This window comes from Variovorax sp. LjRoot290 (assembly GCF_964253985.1).
Classification (GTDB): Bacteria; Pseudomonadota; Gammaproteobacteria; order Burkholderiales; family Burkholderiaceae_C; genus Variovorax.
In genome coordinates this window covers 1,777,811-1,801,613 of record NZ_CAXURW020000001.1, presented here as the reverse complement: position 1 = coordinate 1,801,613, position 23,803 = coordinate 1,777,811, and the positions used below count along the sequence as shown (strand labels likewise).

23 protein-coding genes and 2 pseudogenes are annotated in these 23,803 nt (G+C 68.1%); 11 read left to right on the top strand and 14 right to left on the bottom strand.

Annotated elements, in window-relative coordinates; all coding sequences use genetic code 11:
- Positions 1-22: 22 nt before the first annotated feature.
- A pseudogene (locus tag ACSQ9A_RS09175) lies at positions 23-193 on the top strand (5'-nucleotidase C-terminal domain-containing protein); the annotation flags it as partial.
- A gap of 176 nt (positions 194-369) precedes the next feature.
- On the opposite strand, the pseudogene ACSQ9A_RS09170 reads toward ACSQ9A_RS09175, so the two are convergent.
- The 7 genes and pseudogenes from ACSQ9A_RS09170 to ACSQ9A_RS09140 all read right to left on the bottom strand — a co-directional run bounded on the left by ACSQ9A_RS09170 (position 370) and on the right by ACSQ9A_RS09140 (position 7,036).
- Positions 370-947 (bottom strand): annotated as a pseudogene (locus tag ACSQ9A_RS09170) (DUF3501 family protein).
- Between the two features lie 39 nt (positions 948-986).
- Entirely contained in the window at positions 987-2,057 is a 1,071-nt protein-coding gene (locus tag ACSQ9A_RS09165; RefSeq protein WP_436303435.1) for an ABC transporter ATP-binding protein, read from the bottom strand.
- A 12-nt stretch (positions 2,058-2,069) separates the two neighbouring features.
- Positions 2,070-2,921 (bottom strand): carbohydrate ABC transporter permease, encoded by an 852-nt coding sequence (locus ACSQ9A_RS09160; protein WP_093102220.1) that lies wholly within the window; start codon positions 2,919-2,921, stop codon positions 2,070-2,072.
- Complete coding sequence (locus tag ACSQ9A_RS09155; RefSeq protein ID WP_436290709.1) at positions 2,918-3,787, bottom strand: carbohydrate ABC transporter permease; 870 nt, start codon at positions 3,785-3,787, stop codon at positions 2,918-2,920. The genes ACSQ9A_RS09160 and ACSQ9A_RS09155 overlap by 4 nt, the downstream gene beginning before the upstream one ends.
- A 92-nt stretch (positions 3,788-3,879) precedes the next feature.
- Positions 3,880-5,256: an ABC transporter substrate-binding protein gene (locus tag ACSQ9A_RS09150; RefSeq protein WP_436303434.1), complete on the bottom strand. Its 1,377-nt coding sequence runs from the start codon at positions 5,254-5,256 to the stop codon at positions 3,880-3,882.
- A gap of 71 nt (positions 5,257-5,327) precedes the next feature.
- Positions 5,328-6,071 (bottom strand): FadR/GntR family transcriptional regulator, encoded by a 744-nt coding sequence (locus ACSQ9A_RS09145; RefSeq protein ID WP_436303433.1) that lies wholly within the window; start codon positions 6,069-6,071, stop codon positions 5,328-5,330.
- A gap of 17 nt (positions 6,072-6,088) precedes the next feature.
- Positions 6,089-7,036 carry a 2-hydroxyacid dehydrogenase gene (locus tag ACSQ9A_RS09140; protein ID WP_436303432.1) on the bottom strand — a complete coding sequence of 316 codons (948 nt, stop codon included), beginning with the start codon at positions 7,034-7,036 and terminating at the stop codon, positions 6,089-6,091.
- Between the two features lie 259 nt (positions 7,037-7,295).
- Between ACSQ9A_RS09140 and ACSQ9A_RS09135 the strand changes: the two genes are divergently transcribed.
- From ACSQ9A_RS09135 to ACSQ9A_RS09120, 4 genes are read left to right on the top strand one after another with little or no spacing between them, the layout of a single operon-like run.
- Entirely contained in the window at positions 7,296-9,032 is a 1,737-nt protein-coding gene (locus ACSQ9A_RS09135; protein WP_436303431.1) for an IlvD/Edd family dehydratase, read from the top strand.
- Positions 9,033-9,929 (top strand): 2-dehydro-3-deoxygalactonokinase, encoded by an 897-nt coding sequence (locus tag ACSQ9A_RS09130; RefSeq protein ID WP_093102212.1) that lies wholly within the window; start codon positions 9,033-9,035, stop codon positions 9,927-9,929. It begins immediately after the preceding gene.
- Entirely contained in the window at positions 9,926-10,567 is a 642-nt protein-coding gene (locus ACSQ9A_RS09125; RefSeq protein WP_093102211.1) for a 2-dehydro-3-deoxy-6-phosphogalactonate aldolase, read from the top strand. The genes ACSQ9A_RS09130 and ACSQ9A_RS09125 overlap by 4 nt, the downstream gene beginning before the upstream one ends.
- An 8-nt stretch (positions 10,568-10,575) precedes the next feature.
- Positions 10,576-11,340, top strand: a complete 765-nt coding sequence (locus ACSQ9A_RS09120) for an aldolase (RefSeq protein ID WP_436303430.1) — start codon at positions 10,576-10,578, stop codon at positions 11,338-11,340.
- Here the strand turns inward: ACSQ9A_RS09120 and ACSQ9A_RS09115 are convergent.
- Genes ACSQ9A_RS09115 through ACSQ9A_RS09100 form a run of 4 tightly spaced genes read right to left on the bottom strand, consistent with a single transcriptional unit; the run spans position 11,322 to position 15,165 of the window.
- Positions 11,322-12,023 (bottom strand): SDR family oxidoreductase, encoded by a 702-nt coding sequence (locus tag ACSQ9A_RS09115; protein WP_436303429.1) that lies wholly within the window; start codon positions 12,021-12,023, stop codon positions 11,322-11,324. The two genes, ACSQ9A_RS09120 and ACSQ9A_RS09115, sit on opposite strands and share 19 nt — an antisense overlap.
- A gap of 28 nt (positions 12,024-12,051) precedes the next feature.
- Positions 12,052-13,455 (bottom strand): MATE family efflux transporter, encoded by a 1,404-nt coding sequence (locus tag ACSQ9A_RS09110; RefSeq protein ID WP_436303427.1) that lies wholly within the window; start codon positions 13,453-13,455, stop codon positions 12,052-12,054.
- Positions 13,452-14,708 carry an MFS transporter gene (locus ACSQ9A_RS09105; RefSeq protein ID WP_436303426.1) on the bottom strand — a complete coding sequence of 419 codons (1,257 nt, stop codon included), beginning with the start codon at positions 14,706-14,708 and terminating at the stop codon, positions 13,452-13,454. The genes ACSQ9A_RS09110 and ACSQ9A_RS09105 overlap by 4 nt, the downstream gene beginning before the upstream one ends.
- Entirely contained in the window at positions 14,701-15,165 is a 465-nt protein-coding gene (locus ACSQ9A_RS09100) for a MarR family winged helix-turn-helix transcriptional regulator (protein ID WP_436303425.1), read from the bottom strand. The genes ACSQ9A_RS09105 and ACSQ9A_RS09100 overlap by 8 nt, the downstream gene beginning before the upstream one ends.
- Positions 15,166-15,217: 52 nt before the next feature.
- Here ACSQ9A_RS09100 and ACSQ9A_RS09095 point away from each other — a divergent pair, with 52 nt between their 5' ends.
- The 6 genes from ACSQ9A_RS09095 to gloA all read left to right on the top strand — a co-directional run bounded on the left by ACSQ9A_RS09095 (position 15,218) and on the right by gloA (position 20,545).
- The gene (locus ACSQ9A_RS09095; protein ID WP_436303424.1) at positions 15,218-15,766 is read left to right on the top strand and encodes a PaaI family thioesterase; all 549 of its coding nucleotides are present in this window, start codon (positions 15,218-15,220) and stop codon (positions 15,764-15,766) included.
- Positions 15,767-15,887: 121 nt separating this feature from the next.
- On the top strand, positions 15,888-16,922 hold the full coding sequence (locus tag ACSQ9A_RS09090) for a Fe(3+) ABC transporter substrate-binding protein (protein WP_436303423.1): 1,035 nt from the start codon (positions 15,888-15,890) through the stop codon (positions 16,920-16,922).
- Between the two features lie 76 nt (positions 16,923-16,998).
- Positions 16,999-18,639 (top strand): ABC transporter permease, encoded by a 1,641-nt coding sequence (locus tag ACSQ9A_RS09085; protein WP_436303422.1) that lies wholly within the window; start codon positions 16,999-17,001, stop codon positions 18,637-18,639.
- Positions 18,636-19,322, top strand: coding sequence for an ABC transporter ATP-binding protein (locus ACSQ9A_RS09080; protein WP_436303421.1), 687 nt, complete (start codon positions 18,636-18,638; stop codon positions 19,320-19,322). Before ACSQ9A_RS09085 ends, ACSQ9A_RS09080 begins: the two co-directional genes overlap by 4 nt.
- A gap of 82 nt (positions 19,323-19,404) precedes the next feature.
- Positions 19,405-20,091, top strand: a complete 687-nt coding sequence (locus ACSQ9A_RS09075; protein ID WP_436303420.1) for a glutathione S-transferase family protein — start codon at positions 19,405-19,407, stop codon at positions 20,089-20,091.
- A gap of 43 nt (positions 20,092-20,134) precedes the next feature.
- Positions 20,135-20,545, top strand: coding sequence for a lactoylglutathione lyase (gene gloA, locus ACSQ9A_RS09070; protein WP_436303419.1), 411 nt, complete (start codon positions 20,135-20,137; stop codon positions 20,543-20,545).
- Here the strand turns inward: gloA and ACSQ9A_RS09065 are convergent.
- The 3 genes from ACSQ9A_RS09065 to edd are packed head-to-tail and all read right to left on the bottom strand — an operon-like array spanning position 20,542 to position 23,734.
- Complete coding sequence (locus ACSQ9A_RS09065; RefSeq protein ID WP_093102193.1) at positions 20,542-21,267, bottom strand: haloacid dehalogenase type II; 726 nt, start codon at positions 21,265-21,267, stop codon at positions 20,542-20,544. The genes gloA and ACSQ9A_RS09065 overlap by 4 nt on opposite strands.
- On the bottom strand, positions 21,264-21,905 hold the full coding sequence (gene eda, locus ACSQ9A_RS09060) for a bifunctional 4-hydroxy-2-oxoglutarate aldolase/2-dehydro-3-deoxy-phosphogluconate aldolase (protein WP_093102191.1): 642 nt from the start codon (positions 21,903-21,905) through the stop codon (positions 21,264-21,266). The genes ACSQ9A_RS09065 and eda overlap by 4 nt, the downstream gene beginning before the upstream one ends.
- Positions 21,896-23,734: a phosphogluconate dehydratase gene (edd, locus tag ACSQ9A_RS09055; protein WP_436303417.1), complete on the bottom strand. Its 1,839-nt coding sequence runs from the start codon at positions 23,732-23,734 to the stop codon at positions 21,896-21,898. The genes eda and edd overlap by 10 nt, the downstream gene beginning before the upstream one ends.
- Positions 23,735-23,803: the final 69 nt, after the last annotated feature.

Below are 23,803 nucleotides of genomic sequence, written 5' to 3'. Positions count from 1 at the left end.
CGGCGCCCTTTTTCATGGGCCTCCGGCCGTCAACGGCGACGTCAGCTACGGCCAGATCTTCAGCGTGCAGCCCTTCGGCAACAGCCTGGTCGTGAAGACGATGACGGGCGCGCAGATCAAGGCGATGCTCGAACAGCAGTTCAACAGCGGCACCAACACCGTGGCCGCATCGCGCGTGCTGCTGCCCTCGAGATTGAGGCACTGCCGAGCAACGCAGCGGCAGGCGGATCAGGGCTCGCGACTGCCTGAGCGAAGCGAGTTTGAGCGAGACCCCGCCTGACGCGAGCAGCGCAGGGAAGCCCGAAGGGCCAGTGACGTCGGCCGGCACAGGGCACACCGCCCGCCGCCGCGCCCCCAACGCTCTTGCGCCTAGCTCAAGTCGCCGGCCAGGCTCGCCAGCGTCTCCGGCGCGATGCTCGCGAGCGCCGGGTAGTTGCTGTGGTCGCAGCCCAGCCTGCCGTTCGCGCCCGCGCGCACGGCAGCGCGCGCGGCATCGCCGAACTCGAAACGCACGAAGTGGACTGCCGAGGTCTTCTCGTCGTTCTCGCGCTCCATGTCTTCGTCGGCGATCGCGTAGATGCGCCCGTGGCCTTCGACCTCGACGAACATGCGGTCCTCCACACCGATGAGCCGGGCCAGTTCGCGCTTGCGCTCGTGCGCGTCGGGGAACTCGATCAGAATGGTCGCCTTCCAGTTGCTGCCGTCGGGCACCAGGGCTGCGTAGGCATCGATCTCGCTCTGGATGCCCTCTTCGTCGAAGATCTTCTCGATGTGAGCATCTCCTGGATCTGGCGGCGGATCGTCGTCTCGTCTTCGAACTGGATGCTGACGTGCTCGCCCAGGCGCACCGTGCGCAGCCGGCGGTGCGCGATGAACTCCGGCGCGCTGCTCTTGCGGATCTTCGCGTACGCCTCCAGCGTCAACAGGTTGTCTCGGGTGATGCTCAATAGGGGCCATTGACGCAAGCAATGAGCAAGGCGCAGCGCTCAGTTCAGCCGGCGACTGCTCTGCCTGTCGAACAGGTGCGCGCTGTCGGCGCCGATCACGAGGCCGATGATGTCGTCCGGCGCGGCATCGACGCGACCGTGCATCACCACGATGAGCTTCGCCTCGCCCACCTGCACCAGCAACTCGGTCTCGTTGCCGGTCGGCTCGACGACGATCACCTTCGCGGCCACGCCGCTGCCCGCGTTCGCGAGTCTGATGTCGCCGGGACGGATGCCGTAGTGCACCGCCTGCCCGTCCGCCGCCGCGGTCGCGCCCGGCGCCGGCCAGCGCGCGCCGTGCGCCTCCACGCTGCAGCCCTCGCCGTCGCGCCGGAACACGCCTTCGATCACGTTCATCGCCGGCGAGCCGATGAACTGCGCGACGAACAGGTTGTCAGGCCGGTCGTAGAGTTCCAGCGGCGTGCCGATCTGCTCGACGAGACCGTCGTGCATGACCACGATGCGGTCGGCCATCGTCATGGCCTCGATCTGGTCGTGCGTGACGTACACCGTGGTGGTCTTGAGCCGCTGGTGCAGGGCCTTGATCTCGGCGCGCATCGCCACCCGCAGCTTGGCGTCGAGATTGGACAGCGGCTCGTCGAACAGGAAGACCTTGGGATCGCGCACGATGGCACGCCCCATCGCCACGCGCTGGCGCTGCCCGCCCGAAAGCTCGCGCGGATAGCGCCCGAGCAACGCATCGAGATTGAGGATCTTCGCGGCGTCGGCCACGCGCTGGTCGGTGACCGACTTGTCGGCATTGCGCAGGCGCAGGCTGAAACCCATGTTCTCGCCCACCGTCATGTGCGGATAGAGCGCGTAGCTCTGGAACACCATCGCAATGTCACGGTCCTTGGACTCGAGCTCGTTCACGACCCGGCCGTCGATCATGATCTCGCCGCCGGTGATGTCTTCCAGCCCGGCCAGCATGCGCAGCAGCGTGGACTTGCCGCAGCCCGAAGGGCCGACCAGCACGACGAATTCGCCGTCGGCGATGTCGAAGCCCAGTCCGTGCAGGATGTCGACCTTGCCGTAGGACTTCTTGACGTTGTTGAAGGAAACGGATGCCATGTTCTTGATCCCTTAGCTCTTGACGGCGCCGGCCGTCAGGCCGCCGACCATGTAGCGCTTGAACGCGTAGTAGATCGCCGCCGGCGGCAGCGCATAGATGAAACCGGTGGCCATCAGCAATTCCCATGGCGAATCGTCGGCCGCCAGGAAGTTGCCCAGCGCCACCCCGAGCGTGATGTCGGTTTCGTTGGACAGCAGCAGGAAGGCATAGAGGTATTCGTTCCAGGCCAGCAGCAGTGCATAGGTGCCCACTGCCACCATCGAGGGCACCATCAGCGGCAGATACACCAGACGAAACAGCTGCACCGGCGTGGCGCCGTCCATGCGCGCGGCCTCGTCGAGTTCGTAGGGCAGCTTGTCCGAGGCCTGCTTGAGCACCCAGATGCAGTAGGGCGAAGCGATGGTGACCATCGCAAAGATCAGCGACCACTGGTTGTTGAGCAGCCCGTAGTTGGCCATCGTCTTGTACATCGGCACCGCCAGGAATGCAGCAGGGATGAAGTAGGTGAACAGGGCCATGTTGAGCACCGTGCGCCCGCCCCGCACCCGCAGCCGGCTGATGGCGAAGGCGGCGGTGGTGGCCACCATCAAGGTGATCAGCCCGACCGCGATCGCAATGACAAGCGAGTTGCCGAGCTGCTGCCAGAAGTGCGACAGGTAGAAATGCTTCTGCTGGAACACGGTCTCGAAGTTCTGCAGCGTCGGGTTCTTGGGCCATAGCCGGCCCGAGGTAGCCGATTCGCGCTCTGATATCGCAAACAGGAACATGTGGTAGACCGGGATGATGGTCCACAGGAACACCGGGATGCCGATCAGCAACAGCTTGGCTTCGGCGGTGACGGAGCGCAGGGTCCATCGCTTCATTTGGACAGCCTCTTCATCATGAAATACACCAGCGGCAGTACCAGCGGCAGCGCCACCACGATCGAGGACATCGCCACATCCATCTGGTCCAGCCGCAGGTAGCGGATGCCCAGGGTGGCCAGCACGTGCGTCAGGTCGGCCGGCCCGCCGCCCGTGAGCAGGTAGACGCTGTTGAAATCGCCCAGCGTCCAGATCGCCGACAGGATGGTCGACGTGATGTAGAGCGTGCGCATCGCCGGCCAGGTGATGAAGCGGAACTTCTGCCAGTTGCTGGCGCCGTCGACCGAAGCGGCTTCGTACTGTTCGGCCGGAATCGACAGGCGCCCGGCCACCAGGATCAGCGTCCAGAACGGCAGCGACTTCCAGATATGCATCAGCATCGACAGAGACAGCGCCAGCGTCGGGTCATTGAGCCAGTTCGGTCCGTCGAGCCCCGTGAGGCGGAAGATCACCGAGTTGATGACGCCCCACTCCGGATTGAGCATGAAGCGCACCGACAGGATGGTCGGAATCGAGGGCACCGCCCAGGGCAGGATGAAGAGCACCGAGAGCGCCTTGATCCACCAGCGCGTCTTGATGAAGAAGCCCGACAGCACCAGCGCGGCGATCATCTTGAGATTGATCGCCACCACCAGGAACACGATGGTGTTGATGGCGCTGCGGAAGAAGATCGGATCGTCGAACAGCTTCGTGTAGCTGGACGGGTGCCGGGCCAGCCAGAGGCCGTAGCCCACCGGGTACAACACGAACACCGCGAACACGAGCAGGTAGGGAACGACGAACAGGCGCCCCCAGAATTCCCAGCGGGTCAGGCTACGGGACGCCGGCGCCGCGACGTGCGGCAATGTGCTAACAGCTTGAGTCATGGTTCAGTTCACCCCGATGTCGTTCAAGCGGAGAAGATGATGGACAGGCGGACGGCCGCGGCGCCGAGCCGCGGCCGGACCGATTCAGAGGGTCAGCCCGCAACCGCCTTGATGCGCGCGATCATCTCGTCCACGGCCTTGTCCACCGGCACCTTCTCGTTGAGGATCCGGTTCGCCGCCTTGGCCCACACGTTCTCGTTGTTGAGCACCGTGAACTTGTAGTTCTTGGTGAATTCGAATGGCGAGGTGCCGGCCATGAACTGGTTGTAGACGGCCGTACGGTGCGGGTCCTGCTTCCAGAAAGCACTTTGCTGCGCCGCCTTGGTCACCGGGAACCAGCGCCCGAGCGAGCCTTCGACGTAGGGCGTGAGATTGGCGTCGTCGAGCAGGAAGGCGACGAACTTCTTCGCGGCATCCTTGTTCTTGGCGTCCTTGAAGATCACGCCGGTCTTCACGGCCGCGCGGTACACCATCTTGGAGCCGTCGGGCTTGTTCGGGAAGCCTGCTGTCGCGATCTTCTCGGTGTAGTTCAACTTGGCGGCGTCGCGCTGCGCTTGCGTAAGCGATTGGTTGTTCGAGGCGTCGAGTTGCGTGGCGGCGATCGAGATCGTCGCGTTATGCGTCAGGACGGTCGTCTTGTTGGCAAAGGCGACGTTGTTGTCCGGATCCTTCCAGTTGGTAGCAGACGGCGGCGCGCAACCCTTCGAATACACCTGTGTGTAATCGGTCAGCGCGTTGATCAGGCCCTGGCGAACCGCCGGATCATCGACCAGCAGCTTGCCCGCGTCGTTGACCAGCTTGACGTTGTAGGCGTCCATGAAAGTCAGGAACGAGAAGAACGAGTCGCTCGAGTCCACGCCCAGCGGCTGGCCGATGCCGAAGCTGCGGGTACCGGACTTTTGACGATGGGCTGGTTGCACCTTGTCGCACCAGAAGCTCCAGTAGCTTTTCCAGTCGGTCGGGATGTCGCTCTCCTTGAAGCCCGCCTCGGCCAGCATGTCCTTCCAGTACTGGATGTGCATGGTCTGCTGCTTGATCGGGTAGGCGTAGTAGGCGCGGCTCTTGGTGGTGTCGTTGTAGAGGAAGGTGGTGGCCAGCGCCGCAGGCTCGAACTTGGCGCGCATCGGGTCGAGGATGCTGGTCACGTCTTCGAGCTTGCCGTCGTAGGCCCACTTGGCCGTGACCTGGAAGTCGTAGACGTCGCCATAGGCCACGTCGGGCGGATTGCCGGCGTCGAGCGCAGCCACCGACTTCGGAACCATTTCCTGCGGCGCATAGAGCGACAGCTCGACCTTGATCTTCGGGTTCTTGGCCTCGAATTTCTTGATGGCTGCGTACAGCGCGTCGTCCTCCGCCTTGTAGAAGCCCTTGCCCCACCAGACGGTGAGCTTCTCCTGCGCCGCGGCCTGGCCGGCGGCAGCGAGCCCCAGCGCGACCAGCGCGGGAATCATGAGTGCCTTGAATTTCATGCTGTGTCTCCTTTTTTTGACGATGGGTGCTCGATCCATGAGCGTTGCTGGGAAAGGGATGCGGGCGCGCCTCAAGCGGCCTTGAGCCGCGGCGGTGACCGACCGAGGCGCGGCAGGCGGCGGCGCGAGCCGACCACCTCTTCGATGTCCTCGCGCGCACCGTCGATGAGCTTGATGATCGCGCGCTCGGCGCGCGCCGGGTTGTGGGCGATGACCGCATCTAGCACCGCCCGATGCAGAGGCAGCGACAAGGTCGGTCCGTCCTTCTTGGCGGTCGAGAGCTCGAAGCTGGTGCGCAGCAGCGCGTTCAGCGCCTTGCTCATCTGGGCCAACATGCGGTTGCCGGCAGCGACCAGCAGTCCGTGGTGAAAGCGCAGGTCGCTGGTGACGTAGTCGCCGCCGTATTCCACTGCCTGCTTCATGCCGGCGTAGGCCTCTTCGATCTCCTCGATGTCGGCCGGGGTGGCGCGTTCGGCCGCTAGCCGAACGGCTGCCGGCTCGACCACGCGCCGCAGGTCCAGCAGGTCGCGCAGGAACTCGGGCGTGAGGCCGGCGCGAGCCTGCCAGGTGATCACATCGGGATCGAACCAGTTCCACCGGTCCTCCGGCAGCACGCGCGTGCCGACCTTCGGCCCCGTGACGATCAGGCCCTTGGCGACCAGCGATTTCACCGCTTCGCGCACCACCGTGCGGCTGACGCCGAACTCCTCGCACAAGAGCGGCTCCGCGGGCATCGGCGCGCCGATGGCATAGCGGCGCGACACGATCGCCTCGCCGAGCAGCTCGAGCGTGCGGCCGTGGGTGTTCTTGGTCATGGTGCCGCGTCGCGCCTTCAGGCATCCACCGGCGTCAGCAAGGGCGCCCCTGCGAAATGCGCGCGCAGGTTGTCGAAAGTCAGTTGCGCCATGGCCTCGCGCGTCTGCTTCGTGCCGCTGGCCATGTGCGGCGTGAGCACCACGTTCGGCATGGCGCGCAATTCGGCCGGCACCTGCGGCTCGTTGGCGTAGACGTCGAGCGCGGCACCGGCAATGACGCCCTTCGAGAGCGCGGCGATCAGCGCCGCTTCGTCGACCACGCTGCCGCGTGCCACATTGACCAGGTAGCCCTGCGGTCCGAGCGCCTCGAGCACGCGCGCATCGATCAGGCCGCGCGTCGCCGCGCCGCCCGGCGTGATGACGACCAGGAAGTCGACGGCAGCAGCGAGCGAGACCGCATCCGGGTGGTAGGCGTAGTCGACCTCTGAGCGCGGCGAACGCGCGGTGTACGCGATCTGCATGTCGAAGCCCCGCGCCCGGTGCGCAATGGCCTGTCCGATGCGGCCCATGCCGACCACGCCCAGGCGGGCGCCCGTGACCTTGCGGTTCAGCGGGAACGGGCCCTTCGGCCACTCGCCTTCGCGCACGAAGCGGTCGGCCTGGGGAATGCGCCGCGCGATCGAGAGCAAGAGGCCGATCGCCAGATCGGCCACGTCGTCGTTCAGCACCTGCGGCGTGTTGGTGACCGGCACGCCGCGCTCGTGCGCTGCGGCCACGTCGACACCGTCGTAGCCGACACCGAATACGGAGATCACTTCCAGCGCCGGCAGGCGGGCCATCAGCTCGCGCGGCACCTTGGCTTCGCCGTTCGCAACGACTGCGCGGATGCGCGGGGCAGCGGCCGAGAAGGCCTCGGGGTCGTTGACGTGCGTCCGATCGTGCACCGTGTACTCGCGGTGCAGCGCGTCCATCAGGAAGGGCATCAACGGCGCGACGACCAGCACCTCGGGGCGGGTGGCGCTCATTGAGCAACCTCCGCGCTGCGCGCTGCGGTATTCGCCTTGGGAGCGGCCCGGCGGCTCATGCTTCGATGCGTCATTTGCATCGGTTGCTTGCGCGTTGCGTTCAATGAATGGGGCATGTCTTGTCTCCTGCGAGGACCGAGATTTCCCTAGACCTCGATCCAATGTCGGCGCTTATCATATGATGATTGAAATACCGGTCCGGCAGGACAAACCCTGATTCGCCGAGGCCGCAGATTGGCCCACCGCGGAGACAAGACAGATGAGCGCCCCACCCCGGAAACCCGCGCACGAACTGCGCAGCCAGCAATGGTTCGGCCGCCACGACCGCGATGGCTTCATCTACCGCAGCTGGCTCAAGGGCAAGGGCGTTCCGCACGACCAGTTCGACGGCCGGCCGGTGATCGGCATCTGCAACACCTTCAGCGAGCTCACTCCCTGCAACTCGCACTTCCGCACGCTCGCCGAGCAGGTGAAGATCGGCGTCTACGAGGCCGGCGGCTTCCCGCTCGAGTTCCCGGTGATGTCGCTGGGCGAGACGCTGATGCGGCCGACCGCCATGCTCTATCGCAACCTCGCGAGCATGGACGTCGAAGAGAGCATCCGCGCCAACCCGCTGGATGGCGTGGTGCTGCTCATGGGCTGCGACAAGACCACGCCGGCGCTCATGATGGGCGCATCCAGCGTCGACCTGCCGACCATCGGCGTCTCGGGCGGCCCGATGCTCTCGGGCAAGTGGCGCGGGCAGGAGCTCGGCTCCGGCACCGGCGTCTGGCAGATGAGCGAGCAGGTGCGCGCCGGCACGCTGAAGCTGCAGGACTTCTTCGAGGCCGAGAGCTGCATGCACCGCAGCCACGGCCATTGCATGACCATGGGCACCGCCAGCACCATGGCCAGCATGGTCGAATCGCTCGGCATCGGCCTGCCCGGCAATGCGGCCTATCCGGCGGTCGACGGGCGGCGCAACGTGCTCGCGCGCGCGGCGGGCCGACGCATCGTCGAGATGGTGCACGAGGACCTCGTGATGTCGAAGATTCTCACCCGCCAGGCGATCGAGAACGCGATCAAGGTCAATGCCGCGATCGGCGGCTCCACCAACCTCGTGATCCACCTGCTCGCGATCGCGGGGCGCATCGGCGTCGAACTTACGCTCGACGACTTCGACGGCCTGGCCTCCGACCTGCCCTGCCTGGTCAACCTGCAGCCCTCGGGCCAGTACCTGATGGAGGACTTCTGCTACGCGGGCGGCCTGCCGGTGGTGATGAAGGAGATCGCGCAGCACCTGAACTTGGGACTCATCACCGCCAGCGGCCGGAGCGTCTGGGACAACATCAAGGACGCCGAGAACTACAACCCGCAGGTGATCCAGCCGCTCGCCAAGCCCTTCAAGGACAAGGCCGGCATCTGCGTGCTGCGAGGCAACCTCGCGCCCAACGGCGCGATCATCAAGCCGAGCGCGGCCACGCCCGAGCTGCTGGTGCACAAGGGCCGCGCGGTGGTGTTCGAAAGCGCCGACGACCTGCACAAGCGCATCGACGACGAGTCGCTCGACATCGACGAGCACTGCATCATGGTGCTCAAGAACTGCGGCCCCAAGGGCTACCCCGGCATGGCCGAGTCCGGCAACATGCCGCTGCCGCCCAAGGTACTCCGGAAGGGCATCACCGACATGGTCCGCATCAGCGATGCGCGCATGAGCGGCACCGCCTACGGCACGGTGGTGCTGCACATGGCGCCCGAGGCCGCGGCCGGCGGGCCGCTGGCGCTGGTGCAGGACGGCGACATCGTCGAACTCGACGTGCCGAATCGCAGGCTGCATCTGCACGTGAGTGACGAGGAGCTGGCGCGCCGGCGCGAGAAATGGACTGCCCCGAAGCCGCCCTTGGACTCCGGCTACTGGAAGCTCTACGTCGACAACGTGCTGCAGGCCGACCAGGGCGCCGACCTCGGATTCCTGCGCGGCAAGCGAGGCTCTTTCGTTCCAAGAGACAATCACTGAATGCACTTAATCGCCGTTGATTGGGGTACCAGCTCATTACGCGGCGCGCGGCTCGACGGCAAGGGCCACGTGCTCGAGGAGCGCGAGCATCCGCGCGGCATCCTCACGGTCCCGCCGGGTGGCTTCCCGGCCGTGTTCGAAGAATTGTTCGGCGACTGGATGCGCCCGACCGGCAGCTTCTGCCTGATCTCGGGCATGGCCGGCAGCAAGCAGGGCTGGGTCGAGGCGCCCTACTGCGCCTGCCCCTCAGGCCGGGTCGAAGTGGGCAACGCGATCGTCGAGATCGAGCCCGGCCGCATCGCGATCGTGCCCGGCCTCAGCGACCTGCACGACGGCGTGCCCGATGTGATGCGCGGCGAAGAAGTGCAGATCTTCGGCGCCATGGCGCTGACGGGCCTTGCCGACGGCGTTTTCGTGCTGCCCGGCACGCACAACAAGTGGGCCACGGTGAAGCGGGGCCGCGTGACGGGCTTCCGCACCTTCATGACCGGCGAGTTCTATGCGCTCCTGAGCCGGCACTCGATCCTGGCACGCACGCTCGATGCAGAGGCGCCGCTGGACGAAGTCGCCTTTCTCGAAGGCGTGACGCAGGCCGACAACGGCCAGGGCCTGCTGCACAACGCCTTCGGCGCGCGCACGCTGGCGCTATTCGAGCGCATGTCGGCCGGCGATCTCTCGAGCTACCTGTCGGGGCTTCTGATCGGCGAGGAGCTGCGCACCCAATCGATCCACGCCGCCGGCGACCTGGTGCTGATCGGCACGCCGGCGCTGACGCAGCGCTACCTGCTGGCGCTGCAGGCCTCGGGCAATACCGCGCGGACGCTGGGCGCCGAGGCTACCTGGGCCGGCCTGCACGCGCTGTCGGCATTCCTCAACGCAAACAGAACAAGGCCATGACTTCGCCTCTGGACAAATTCTCCGCCGCCATGCAGCAGTTGCCGCTGGTGGCGATCCTGCGCGGTCTGACGCCGGCCGAGGCGCCGGAGGTCGGCGATGCGATCGTCGAAGCCGGCTTCCGGCTGCTCGAAGTGCCGCTCAATTCGCCGCAGCCGCTCGAAAGCATCGCACTCCTGCGCCGGCGCTTTCCGGATGCGCTGGTCGGCGCCGGCACGGTGCTCGATGCGCAGCAGGTGCGCGAGGTGCATGCGGCCGGCGGCGAGTTGATCGTGGCGCCCAACTTCAACGCCGAGGTGCTGGCCGAAGCGGCGCGCCTCGGGCTCGTGAGCCTGCCCGGCGTGATGACGCCGACAGAGGCCTTCGGCGCGCTCGCGGCCGGCGCCAGCGGGCTCAAACTCTTCCCCGCCGAACTGGCCTCGCCCGCGGTGGTGAAGGCCTTGCTCGCGGTGCTGCCCAAGGGCACGCCGCTGATGCCCGTGGGCGGCATCACGCCCGGCAACATGGCTGCCTGGCGCGAAGCCGGCGCGGCCGGTTTCGGCATCGGCTCGGCGCTCTACAAGCCCGGCAAGAGCGCCGCCGCCGTACGCGAGGCCGCGCTGGATTTCGTCGCTGCCTTCAACGGCAGCCGGCGCACCTGAGGATCGCCATGTCTGCCGAATCCGACTACGCCAGCCCCGCCGTCCGCATCCTGCGCGACAACCTCGCGCTGGCGCTGCGCGCCGCCTCGCACCATGGCCTCTCCGAGGGCGTGTGCAACCATTTCAGCGTCGCGCTGCCCGGTGCGCAGGACCGCTACCTGATCAACCCGCGCGGCCTGCACTGGAGCGAGATCGGCCCCGATGACATCGTGCTGATCGACATGCACGGCGAGGTGCTGGCCGGCCGCCATCGCGTCGAGCCCACCGCCCTCTTCATCCACGGCGCGGTGCATCGCATTACCGGCCACGCGGTGGTCCTGCATTGCCACATGCCCTATGCGACCGCCCTGACGCTCACCGCCGATCGCGCGCTCGACCCGACGCTGAGCCAGAACGCGATGCGCTTCATGAACCGCATCGCCATCGATGCGCAGTACAACGGGCTGGCGCTCGACGACCGCGAGGGCGAACGCATCGCCCATGCGATGGCCGGCAAGGACGTAGCCTTCCTCGCCAACCACGGCGTGATCGTGGCCGGCGCGCACATCGCCCATGCCTACGACGACCTCTACTACCTCGAGCGCGCCTGCCTGCACCAGGTGATCGCGCAATCCACCGGCCGGCCGCTGGTGCCGGTCGACGCGGCGCTGGCCGCGCACGTGGCGGCGCAGATCCAGGGCGAGCGCGAGCAGTCCGACCTGTTCTTCGAGGCGCTTCGCCGGCTGCTGCCAGCGCCGCGTCCCGAACGCCCGCTTCAGCGCGCGGCCGCGTAGGCAGGCGGGTCCGCCACCAAGCCCTGCTTGACCTGGCGCGTCACCGCGTCGGCCAGCACTTCGGGCAGGCCGGCCTCGACGGCGGCGAAAGTCTGCTTCGCCACATCGTCGGGCGATGTCTTGTCGCCCGGCACATGGCTCGCCATGTCCGTATCCATGAACGCCACGTGCACGCTGACGACCTGCGTGCCCTGCTCGCGCAATTCGTTGCGCAGGCCGTTGCTGAGCGACCATGTGGCCGACTTCGAGGTGCTGTAGGTGGCCGCGCCCGGCAGGCTGATCCAGCTCAGCGCCGACAGCACGTTGACGATGGCGCCGCCGCCGTTCTTCGCCAGCACCGGCGCGAAGGCACGGCTCAAGGCCCAGGGGCCGAAGAAGTTGGTCTCGAACTCGGCCCGCGCGGTGTCCATGGCTTCCGGCGACAGCAGGCCCGAGCCGCGCGAGATGCCGGCGTTGTTGACGAGCAGGGTCACGTCGCCGCAGGCGCGAGCGGCCGCTTCGACCTGTTCGGGCTTGGTCACGTCGAGCGCGACGGCGTGCACGCCTTCGAGCGTGATGAATTTCGGGTCGCGCGCGGCCGCGTAGACCTTCTTCGCGCCGGCCGCGAGCGCTGCACGTGCGTAGGCGAGCCCGAGGCCGCGATTGGCGCCGGTGATGAAAACGACGGAGTCCTTGATCTTCATGGAAAGCTTTCGGCAATGGGTGGAGGATTCAGGTCTGCTGAACGCGCCGCAGCAGCCCGGCCGTGGTGCGCGGCCAGCCGACACGGCCGAACCAGGCGCCGCCGGCGATCGACGATGCGATGACGATGCCGTACACCACCAGCGCGGCGCCCTGCGCGACGAATACGTGACTCAGCTGGCCGCCCCAGCGCAACGCGAGCCAGCCGCCGATCCCGGCCACCGCCAGCCGCGCGATGTTGCCGAGCACCGGCCACAGAAGGCGGCCCGCGCCCTGCGAAGCGAAGTACAGCACCAGCCCGACGCCGAAGAAGCCGTAGAAGGGCCCGACCGCACGCAGGTACTGCGAGCCCGCTTCGAGCATCGCCGGATCGCTGCCGAAGAGCATCAGCCAGGGCCTCGGGAACAGCGCGGCCGCGAGGCCGATGGTCTCGGTGAGCACGAAGGCCATCGCCGCGCCCGCCCAGGTGGCGCGCAGGGCGCGTTCGCGCTGCCCCGCGCCGATGGCGGTGCCGACCATCGCGACCAGCGGCGCGCCGAGGCCGAACACCAGCGGGACCAGCAGGTATTCGAGCCGCGAGGCCGTGCCGTAGCCGGCGATCGCACCGGGGCCGAACTGGCCTGCCAGCGCGGTCGCGATGCCGATCGACAGGTTGGTGGCCACGGTCGAGACCGCGCCCACGAGGCCGACGCGCAGGATGTCGGCGAACAGCGGCCACCGGAAGCGCGCCTTCGCCCATGAGGGCTTGAGCAGGCTGCGGCTCCCGCGCAGGTAGGCCCACAGCGCGAGCGTGCCGGCCAGGTAGTAGAGCAAGAGCGCGATCGCGCCGCCGGCGATGCCCATGCCGGGAATCGGACCCCAGCCGAAGATCAGCAAGGGCGACAGCGGCACCAGCACCACCACGCCGGCGACCGTCACGTTGGCCGGCACCGACATGTTGCCTGTGCCGCGGATCACCGCCGCCAGCGAATTGAAGAGCCACACCAGCACCGCGCCGGCGAACACCCAGTTCGAATAGGTCAAGGCCGCGTCGAGCGAAGCGCCGGTGCCGCCCATCAGCGCATAGAGCCAGCGCCCGCCGAAGAGGAGCGCCAGCGTGAACACGAGGCCGAAGCCGAGCGCGATCAGGATCGCATGCAGCACCAGCGAATCGGCATCGTCGCGGCGCCGCGCACCGAGCGCGCGTGCAATCGCCGAGGCAATGCCGCCGCCCATCGCGCCGGCCGAGGTCATCTGCATCAGCATCACGATCGGGAACACCAGCGCCATGCCGGCCAGCGCATCGGTGCCGAGCTTGCCGACGAAGTAGGTCTCGATCAGGCCGACAGCGGCCTGCGCGACCATCACCAGGACGTTGGGCGCGGCCAGGCGCAGCAGCGTGGGGATGATCGGCGCCTCGAGCAGAAGGCGCGTGCGCGGGTCGACACTGCTCATGCTGCCGCCTTCGCCATCAGCGCCGGCCGAGGCTCGCGGATTGGCAGGTTGATCAGCGCTGCGCCGGCAGCCAACGCGATGTCGATGTACCAGACGATGTCGTAGCTGCCCGTCACCTGGAACACGTAGCCGCCGAGGAAGGCGCCCAGGAAGCCGCCGACCTGGTGCGCCAGCATCACGACGCCGAACAGCATCGCCATGTTGGCCGGGCCGAACATCTTGGCGACCAGGCCCGCGGTCGGCGGCACGGTCGAGAGGAAGGTGATGCCCATCACCGCCGCGAACACCATCATCACGGCCGGCGTTTTGGGCGCTAGCAGGAAGATCAGCACCGCGATGCCGCGCGTCGCATAGAGCAGCGCCAGCAGCGACTTCATGCGCCAGCGCCCGACAGCCCAGCCCATCGCCAGGCTGCCGACGATGTTGAAGAGGCCGATGACGCCCAACGCCCAGCCTCCGATCTCCGGCGGCAGGCCGCATGCCGCCACCACGCCCGGCAGGTGGGTGGCCAGGAAGGCGACGTGGAAGCCGCAGACCAGAAAGCCCAGGCTCAGGTAGCGGTAGCTCGGCGTGGCGAGCGCCTGGCCGATCGCCTGCCGTGCCGTGAGCGGTTTCGTGCCGCTCGCTGCTGCCGACTGGGCCGCGAGCAGATTGGAATTACCCTTCAGCACGAAGACCGCGGGCAAGGCCAGCAGGATCAGCACGCCGAGCCATTGCATCGCACTGGCCCAGCCGACGCCGGCCATCAGCGCGATCGCGATCGGCGCCATCGCGAACTGGCCGAAGGAACCGCCGGCATTCACCACGCCGGTGGCCAAGCCGCGCTTGGCCGGCGGCACCATGCGCGTGACGGCGGCCATCAGCACCGAAGGCCCGGCCATGCCGGCGCCGCCGGCGGCCAGCACGCCGATCGCGAAGATCAGGCCGGCCGTCGTCGTCATCAGCGGCGTGATGATGGTGCCCAGCGCCACCAGCAGCACGCCGATGAAGATTACGCGGCCGGTGCCGATCCGGTCGGCCACCGCGCCCGCGAAGGGCTGCGTGAGGCCCCACCAGAGCTGGCCGAAGGCGAAGGCCAAGCTGATGCTGCCGATGCCCAGGCCGGTGGACGTGTTGAGCGAGGAGAGGAAGAGCCCCATCGTCTGACGCACGCCCATGGTGAGCGCGAAGGTGCCGGCGGCGGCCAGCAGCACCAGCCACAGGGCGTAGCGCGCCACAGGCGTGGTGGGCGCGGCGGTCGTCTTGTCATTCATCCACATCTCCCTCTTCGGCAGCGCCCGCGAGTTGCAGCAGCGCGATGCTCTCGTCGATCAGCGCGTGCAGCGCGATGACCCGCTCGATGCCGAGCAGGGCGTTGAGTTTTTCCTGTGCCGTGCGCCAGTGGCGCTGCGCTTCGCTGCGCTTCTTGCGGCCGGCCTCGGTGATCGCGATCAGCCGGCTGCGTGCATCGGGCCCGTCGCCCTGCGTCAGCCAGCCCGCCGCGACCAGCGGCTTGAGATTGCGCGTCAGCGTCGACGCGTCGATGTTCATCGCATGCGCGAGATCGCTCGGGCGCAGCGGCCCGAGGTGCAAGACATGCGACAGCAGCGAGTACTGCGTGGTCTTGAGGCCGCTCTTCGTGACCTCGGTGTCGTAGTGGCGGGCGACCTGGCGCAGGAGGCGCCGCAGCCGGAAATTGGTACAGCCTTGCGGCTTTGCGATAGCATCCATGCCATCCATTGTAGCTACAATAATTGCATATGCAACCTTTAAAGGAATTCGAATGAACGCGACGGAGCAACTGGCGGCCTGGATCGCCGAGGAAGAAACGATTGCGGAGCGGCTGAATGCGGGCCCTGGCCCCGGCCTGGCGCGGCCCGAACAGCTCGCAGGCAAGACCGGCCTGGAGATGATGGAAGCCATGCTGCGCGCCGAAATCCCCTACGCCGCCATCGCGAAGACGCTGGATTTCTCGCTCATCTCGGTAGCCCCCGGCCGGGCGGTGTTCCAGGGCACGCCGCTCCCGCGGCACCTGAATCCGCTGGGCACCATCCATGGCGGCTGGTTCGCCACCCTGCTCGACTCGGCGCTGGGCTGCGCGGTCCACACCATGATGCCGGCCGGCCGCGCCTACACCACGGCCGAGCTCGGCGTGAACCTCGTGAAGGCGCTGACGCCCAAGGTCCCGCGCGTGCGCGCCGAGGGCAAGGTGATCCACTGCGGGCGCCAGCTCGCCACCGCCGAGGCGCGGCTGGTCGGCGCCGACGGCACGCTCTACGCGCATGCCACCACCACCTGCCTGGTTTTCGACATCCCGCCACGGCGCGAGTAGGCCCTGCGCCGGTAAGCACAAAGGCCGAAACCCGGCCCTCCAAGAGTGATAATGATTCGTATCGGCGTTCGCAAACGAACGGACGCCGGTGCTTTTTACAAATCGACTCTGGAGAAGCCCCATGACCGCACGCCTTTGCGCGCTGACCTGCATCGCCGCCGCCTGCCTGGCCGGCGCCTTGCCCGCCCACGCGGCCGAGGAACTCACGCTCTACACCACGCGCGAGCCCGGCCTCATCCAGCCCCTGATCACCGCCTTCAGCACGCAAAGCGGCGTCAAGGTCAACACGGTGTTCGTGAAGGACGGGCTGCTCGAGCGCGTCAAGGCCGAAGGCGCCCGCTCGCCGGCCGACGTGCTCATGACTGTGGACATCGGCAACCTGATGGACCTGGTCGACGGCGGTGTCACTCAGCCGGTGAAATCGGCGGCGCTGGAATCGGCCATTCCGGCCAACCTGCGCGGCGCCGACGGCCAATGGTTCTCGCTGTCGATGCGCGCGCGCGTGCTGTACGCCGACAAGAGCCTGCCGCTCACGTCCTTCCGCTATGAAGATCTCGCGAATCCCAAGTACAAGGGCAAGGTCTGCATCCGCGCCGGCCAACATCCCTACAACACGGCGCTGGTCGCATCGCTGATCGCGCACGACGGCGAGGCCAAGGCCGAACAGTGGCTGCGCGGCGTCAAGGCCAATCTGGCGCGCAAGGCCACCGGCGGCGACCGCGACGTGGCGCGCGATATCCTGGGCGGCATCTGCGACATCGGTCTCGCCAACTCCTACTACGTGGGCCAGATGAAGGGCTCGAAGGAAGGCAGCGACGCGCGCAAGTGGGGCGATGCCATCAAGGTGATCCGGCCGACCTTCGCCAATGCCAAGAGCGGCGGCACGCACGTCAACATCAGCGGCGCCGCGGTCGCGAAGAACGCGCCGAACCGCGCGAATGCGGTCAAGCTGCTCGAGTTCCTGGTGTCGGAGCCGGCGCAGGCCTTCTACGCCGAGACCAACTACGAATACCCGGTGCGCAAGGGCGTGGTGCTCGATTCGATCATCGCCTCCAGCATCGGTGAACTGAAGGTCGACCCGCTGCCCATCACCGAGATCGCCAAGTACCGCAAGCAGGCCAGCGCACTGGTGGACAAGGTCGGTTTCGATCAGTGACGCGCCGCCGGGCCGCCCCAAGGCGCGTCAGCCCCCTCGGGGGGCAGCGAGGACACGAAGTGCCGAGCGTGGGGGTATGAAAGCGGTTGGGCCCGTCTGGCGGGCCGCGTCGATCCTCATCGCGCTCGGCGTGCTCGCGCCGGTTCTCAGCCTGGCTTGGCTCGCGCTGGGTTCGGGCCTGCAGCATTGGGCACACCTCGCAGAGCACGTGCTGCCGCAGGCCGCGCTCAACACCGCGATGCTGCTGGCCGGCGTGGGCGTGCTGGTGCTGGTGATCGGCACCGGCTGCGCCTGGCTGGTCACGGCCTGCGACTTCCCGGGGCGACGCGTGCTGCACTGGGCCCTGCTGCTGCCGCTGGCCATGCCGACCTACATCGTCGCCTTCGCCTACCTCGACCTGCTGCACCCGATCGGACCGGTGCAGGGGGCTCTCCGCTGGGCGCTGGGCTTCGACAGCCCGCGCCAGTTCCGCCTGCCCGACTTGCGCTCGATGCCGGGCGCGATCTTCGTGCTCGGCTTCGTGCTCTACCCCTACGTCTACATGACCGCGCGCGCCATGTTCATGACCCAGCCTGCCCACCTGATGGAAGCGGCCCGCACGCTGGGCGAAAGCCGCGGCGGCGCCTTCTTCCGCGTCGCGCTGCCGCTCGCCCGGCCCGCGTTGGCCGTCGGCCTGAGCCTGGCGCTGCTCGAGGCGCTCAACGACATCGGCGCTTCGGAATTCCTCGGCATCCAGACGCTCACGGTCGCGGTCTACACGACCTGGATCACGCGCTCCGACCTGGCCGGGGCGGCACAGATCGCCTGCGCCATGCTCATCGTGGTGGTGGCGCTGGTGCTGCTCGAACGCAATGGCCGGCGCCATCAGCGTTTCGGCTCGGCGCAGCGCATGCGCGCGATCCAGCCGCGCCGCCTGCACGGCGCAGCGGCCTGGGCGGCGAGCGCCGCCGCCGCGCTGCCGGTCGCGATCGGTTTCGTCGTGCCGGCGCTCTACCTGGTCTGGGAAACGGCCAAGCGGCTGCGCCAGGGCGGCGGCATCTCCGACGGCTTGCTCGCGAGCCTGGGCAACACCCTCGCGCTGGCCGCCGGCGTGACGCTGGCCGCGGTCGCGGCCGGCCTGGTGGTGGCCTGGGCGGTGCGCAGCCAGGGCTCCACAGTCAACCGCGCGCGCTGGCAGGCGCGGGTCGCCACGCTCGGCTACGCGGTGCCGGGCACGGTGCTGGCCATCGGCCTGCTCACGCCGGCGCTGGCTTTCGACGCCGCGCTCGGCGCGCTCATGGGCCGCGAAGGACTGCCGCTGATGAGCGCCGGCATCGTGCTCGTCATCGCCTGCGCGATCCGCTTTCTGGCCATGCCCGTTGGCGGCATCGAGGCCGGGCTGGCGCGCATCCCGCCGGCGCTCGAACAGGCCTCGCGCCTGCTCGGCGAAACGGCCGGCGGCACGCTGCGACGCGTGCATCTGCCGCTTTTGCAGCCGGCCATCGCCGCGGGCGCGCTGCTGGTGTTCGTCGATGCCATGAAGGAGCTGCCGGCCACCCTGCTGCTGCGGCCCGCGAACTTCGACACGCTGGCGACCTGGCTCTACGCGGAGGCCGCGCGCGGCACCTACGAAGAAGGCGCCATCGCCGCGCTAGCGATCGTGCTCGCCGGGCTCTTGCCCGTGATCCTGCTGGCGCGCAACCAGTTGGGCACGCATCCGGAGACCCTGCGAGCATGAGCGCAACCCTCCAACTCGACGGCGTGCGCCTCGCCTATGACGGCGCACGCGGGCGGCACACCGTGGTCGACGGCTTCTCGCTCGCGCTCGACGCCGGCCGCATCGGCTGCCTGCTCGGCCCGTCCGGCTGCGGCAAGACCACGGTGCTGCGCGCGATCGCGGGCTTCGAACCGGTGCGCGCCGGGCAGATCCTGCTCGGCGACAAGCTGCTGTCCTCGCCCACCACCCACCTCCCGCCCGAACAGCGCCGCGTCGGCATGATGTTCCAGGAGTACGCGCTGTTCCCGCATCTCACGGCGGCGCAGAACGTGGGCTTCGGCCTGCGGCGGCTGGCGCGTGCGGAGCGCGATGCACGCGTGGCGGCGATGCTCTCGCTGGTGGGCCTGGCAGAGGCCGGCGAACGCTATCCGCACGAACTCTCGGGCGGACAGCAGCAGCGCATCGCATTGGCCCGCGCGCTCGCACCGGCACCCGCGCTGCTGCTGCTCGACGAGCCTTTCTCCAACCTCGATGCCGGCACGCGCGAGCGCCTGACGGCCGAGGTGCGCGAGATCCTCAAAACCGCCGGCCAGACCGCGATGCTGGTCACGCACAACGAGGCCGAGGCGCAGGCCATGGCCGACCATGTCGGCGTCATGCACAACGGCCGGCTGACGCGCTGGACCGGCGGAACTGCGGAATGACGCACATGGGCTTTTTCAGAAAAGGTCTTTGAGCCTCGCAAGAATCGCGCTTTCGATTCACTTGAACAACACGAAAGCACGCATGACCGCCCAACTCACTCTCGTCAGCCACCTGCTGTGCCCCTACGTCCAGCGCGCCGCGATCGCGCTGCTCGAAAAGGACGTAGCCTTCGAACGCGTCGTGATCGACCTCGCGCAGAAGCCGGACTGGTTCGTCAAAATCTCGCCGCTCGGCAAGGTGCCGCTGCTGCGGGTGCCGCAGGCCGACGGCAAGGAAGCCGTTCTGTTCGAAAGCAACGTGATCTGCGAATACCTCGAAGAAACCCAGCCCGGCCCGCGCCTGCATCCTGAAGACCCGCTCGCGCGCGCCGAGCACCGGGCATGGATGGAATTCGGCTCCGCGATCCTCGCGGACCTGTGGGGCTACGAGACCACGCGCGATGCCGAAGTGTTCGAGCAGAAGCGGCAGGCGCTCGTTGCCAAGTTCGCACGCGTCGAGGCCGCGCTGGGCGATGGGCCCTACTTCGCCGGCACGCGCTTCAGCCTGGTCGATGCGGTCTTCGCGCCGATCTTTCGCTACTTCGATGTCTTCGACCAGATCAGCGATTCGCACATCTTCGACGCGACGCCGAAAGTGCGCGCCTGGCGTAAGGCGCTCGCGGAACGCCCCAGCGTGCGCCATGCCGTGGTGCCCGAGTATCCGCAGCACCTGCGCGCCTTCCTGCAGAAGCACGAAGCGCATTTGCTGACACTCGCCGGCCGCGTCTGAACCGACAATCCCCGGCGACAACCACTCTGCACCACCCCACGAGATGCGACTTCTCCACACCATGCTGCGCGTTGGCAATCTCCAGCGCTCGATCGACTTCTATACGCAAGTGCTCGGCATGCAACTGCTGCGCACCTCGGAGAACCCCGAGTACAAGTACAGCCTGGCCTTCGTCGGCTACGAGGGCAACCCGGCCCAGGCCGAGATCGAGCTGACCTACAACTGGGGCACCGAAAGCTACGAACTCGGCACGGCCTACGGCCACATCGCACTCGGCGTGCCCGATGCCTATGCGGCCTGCGAGAAGATCAAGGCCGTGGGCGGCAACGTCACGCGCGAGGCCGGCCCCGTCAAGGGCGGCACCACGGTGATCGCCTTCGTGACGGATCCGGACGGCTACAAGATCGAGCTGATCCAGCGCCCGGAAGGCGCCGCCGGCGGCGGGCTTCGCTAGCAACCGAGCAGATCCGCCAGCGCGCCGATGTCGCGCGCATGCAGCGTGTTGTCCGCGCGCGGCGAAACATCCTTCGGGCGGTCGGGTCCGAACTCCTTCGGCCGCTCGATGTAGCCGGTGCGCAGGCCGCAGGTGCGCGCGGCGGCCAGGTCGTCGTGGTGCGCGGCCGCGAGCATCACCTGGCTGGGCGTGACGTCGAACACCGCGGCCACGCCGAGGTAGGTGCGCGGATCGGGCTTGTAGGCCTTGAAGACCTCGGCCGACAGTACGCAGTCCCAGGGCAGCCCGGCATTCTTGGCCATCTCGGTCAAGAGGCCGATATTGCCGTTGGACAGCGTGCAGATGATGTACTTGCGCTTGAGCCGCGCCAGACCCTCGAGCGCATCGGGCCAGGCCGGCAGCCGGTGCCAGGCCTTGTTGAGTTCGCGCTTGCGCGCCGAATCCAGATCGCCCAGGCCGAAGTCGCGCAGCACGCCTTCGAGAATGCCCATGTGCAGTTCGTCGAGCAGCGTGAAGCCGCCCTCGCCGGCCGCGAGGCGTTCCATCACGCTCTTCATCGCGGGCTGGTAGCCCGCGCGCCAGGCCAGCGCGAAGGCGCCGCCGTCGACGCCCGGCACGATGCGCTCGGCCTCGGCGGCGATGCCGCTGTACCAGTCGACGACCGTGCCGAAGACGTCGAAGGCGATGACCTTCAGATCGCCGGCATCGAAGTCTTCGCTCATCGCACCAGCTGGCTGGCTTCGCGCGCCAGCGCTTCGATGCGCGCCCAGTCGCCGGCCGCGATCGCCTCGGTCGGCACGATCCACGAACCGCCCACACAGGCCACGTTGGCGAGCGAGAGGAACTCGTGCGCATTGGCCGCCGTGACGCCGCCCGTGGGACAGAACTTCACTTCGCCGAAAGGTCCCTGCCAGGCCTTGAGCATGGCGACGCCGCCGGCCTGCACGGCCGGGAAGAACTTGAGTTCGGTAAAGCCGTCCTCCTGCGCCAGCATGATTTCGCTGCCGGTCGCCACGCCGGGCAGGAGCGGCAGGCCGAGGTCGTGGCAGGCCTTGCCCACGGCGCGCGTGTAGCCCGGGCTGACGCCGAACTTCGCGCCGGCCAGCGCCGAGGCCTGGGCATCGGCCGCGCTGCGGATGGTGCCGGCGCCGGGCACGGCCTCGGGCACCTCCTTGGCGATGATCTCGATGCATTCGAGCGCCTCGCGCGTGCGCAGCGTCACTTCGAGCATGCGGATGCCGCCGGCGACCAGCGCGCGCGCGAGCGGTACCGCGTCCTTGACGTCGTGCAGCACGATCACCGGGATCACGGGGGCGTCGCGCATCACGTCGATGGCGGACAGCGTGGGGTTCACAGCCATGTGCAGGCTCCTTCTTCGGCAGTCAATGCATTGCGGCGCATGCCGGCGAACAGGTCGCGGCCCAGGCCGTGACCGTTGGCGATGCGCAGTTCGTCGGGCAGGGTCGCGCTTTCTCTCTCGGCCCATTCGTCGGCCGGCAGCAGCACGGCCAGCGTGCCGGCCACCGCATCGAGCCGGATCAGGTCGCCATCGCGCACCTTGGCCAGCGGGCCGCCGGCGGCGGCTTCGGGCGAGACGTGGATCGCGGCCGGCACCTTGCCCGAGGCGCCGCTCATGCGGCCGTCGGTCACCAGTGCCACACGGAAGCCCTTGCCCTGCAGCACCGACAGCGGCGGCGTGAGCTTGTGTAGCTCGGGCATGCCGTTGGCCTGTGGACCCTGCCAGCGCACCACGCAGACCACATCGCGTTCGAGTTCGCCGGCGGTGAAGGCGTGCTGCAGCTCGGCCTGCGAATCGAAGACACGGGCCGGCGCCTCGATCACGTGCCGGTCGTCCGGCACCGAGGACACCTTGATCACACTGCGTCCGAGGTTGCCGCTCAAGAGTTTCAGGCCGCCGGTGGCGCTGAACGGCGCCGAGACCGGGCGCGCGACGGCTTCATTCTTCGAGGGTGCGGCGGCGCGCCACTTCAGCACGTGCTCGTCCGACGGCGCGCCGGCCAGCGTCGGGATGCCGGCGTATTCGCGCAGGCCGCCGGCGCGCACGGTCAGCACGTCGGCATGCATCAGGCCGGCGTCGAGCAGTTCACCGATCACGAAGCCCGGGCCGCCCGCGGCCTGGAATTCGTTGACGTCGGCGCTGCCGTTGGGATAGACCCGCGTGAGCAGCGGCACCACCTCCGAGAGCTCGGAGAAATCGTTCCAGTCGATCAGGATGCCGGCAGCGCGCGCCACCGCGACCCAGTGGATCAGGTGGTTGGTCGAGCCGCCGGTGGCGAGCAGCGCTGCCATGGCGTTGACGATGCTTCGCTCGTCGACCATCTCGCCGATCGGCGGCGTGGCATAAGGCTTTTTGGCGGCCACCCCCAGCACCGTGCGCACCGCCTCGCGCGTGAGCGCCTCGCGCATCGCATCGCCGGGCTGGATGAAAGCGGTGCCCGGCACGTGCAGGCCCATCGCCTCCAGCAGCATCTGGTTGCTGTTGGCGGTGCCGTAGAAGGTGCAGGTGCCCGGCGCGTGATAGGCGGCCATCTCGGCATCGAGCAGGCCCTGGCGGCCGACCAGCCCCTGGGCCGCCTGCTCGCGCACCTTGGACTTGGCGCTGTTCGACAGGCCCGAGGGCATCGGCCCGGCGGGCACGAAGACGGTGGGCAGGTGGCCGAAGTGCAGCGCGCCGATCAGGAGGCCCGGCACGATCTTGTCGCACACGCCCAGGAGCAGCGCGGCGTCGAACATGTCGTGCGTGAGCGCCACGGCGGTACCCATCGCGATCACGTCGCGACTGAACAGGCTCAGCTCCATGCCGGGCGTGCCCTGCGTGACGCCGTCGCACATCGCCGGCACGCCGCCTGCCACCTGCGCGGTGGCGCCGAGGCGGCGCGCCTCGTGCTTGACGATGTCGGGATAGCCCTGGTACGGCGCGTGGGCCGAGAGCATGTCGTTGTAGGCGCTGACGACGCCGATGTTGGGTGCGCGCTCGGTCACCACCTTGAACTTGTCGCTGGCCGGAATGCCGGCCACGGCGTGCGCCACGTTGGCGCAACCCATGCGGTCGGAGCCGCGGTCGCGGTTGCGGGTCTCGGTCAGCCGCTGGAGATAGGCGCTTCGAAGGTCCCGGCTGCGCGCACGAATGCGCTCGGTGACATCGCGTACGGTGGGATGTGTAGTCATGAGTGCTTCACTGTGCAGTGGGGCTGCGCGCGGCCCCTGCCACGCGCAGGTTGCGTGGCCCTGCATCCT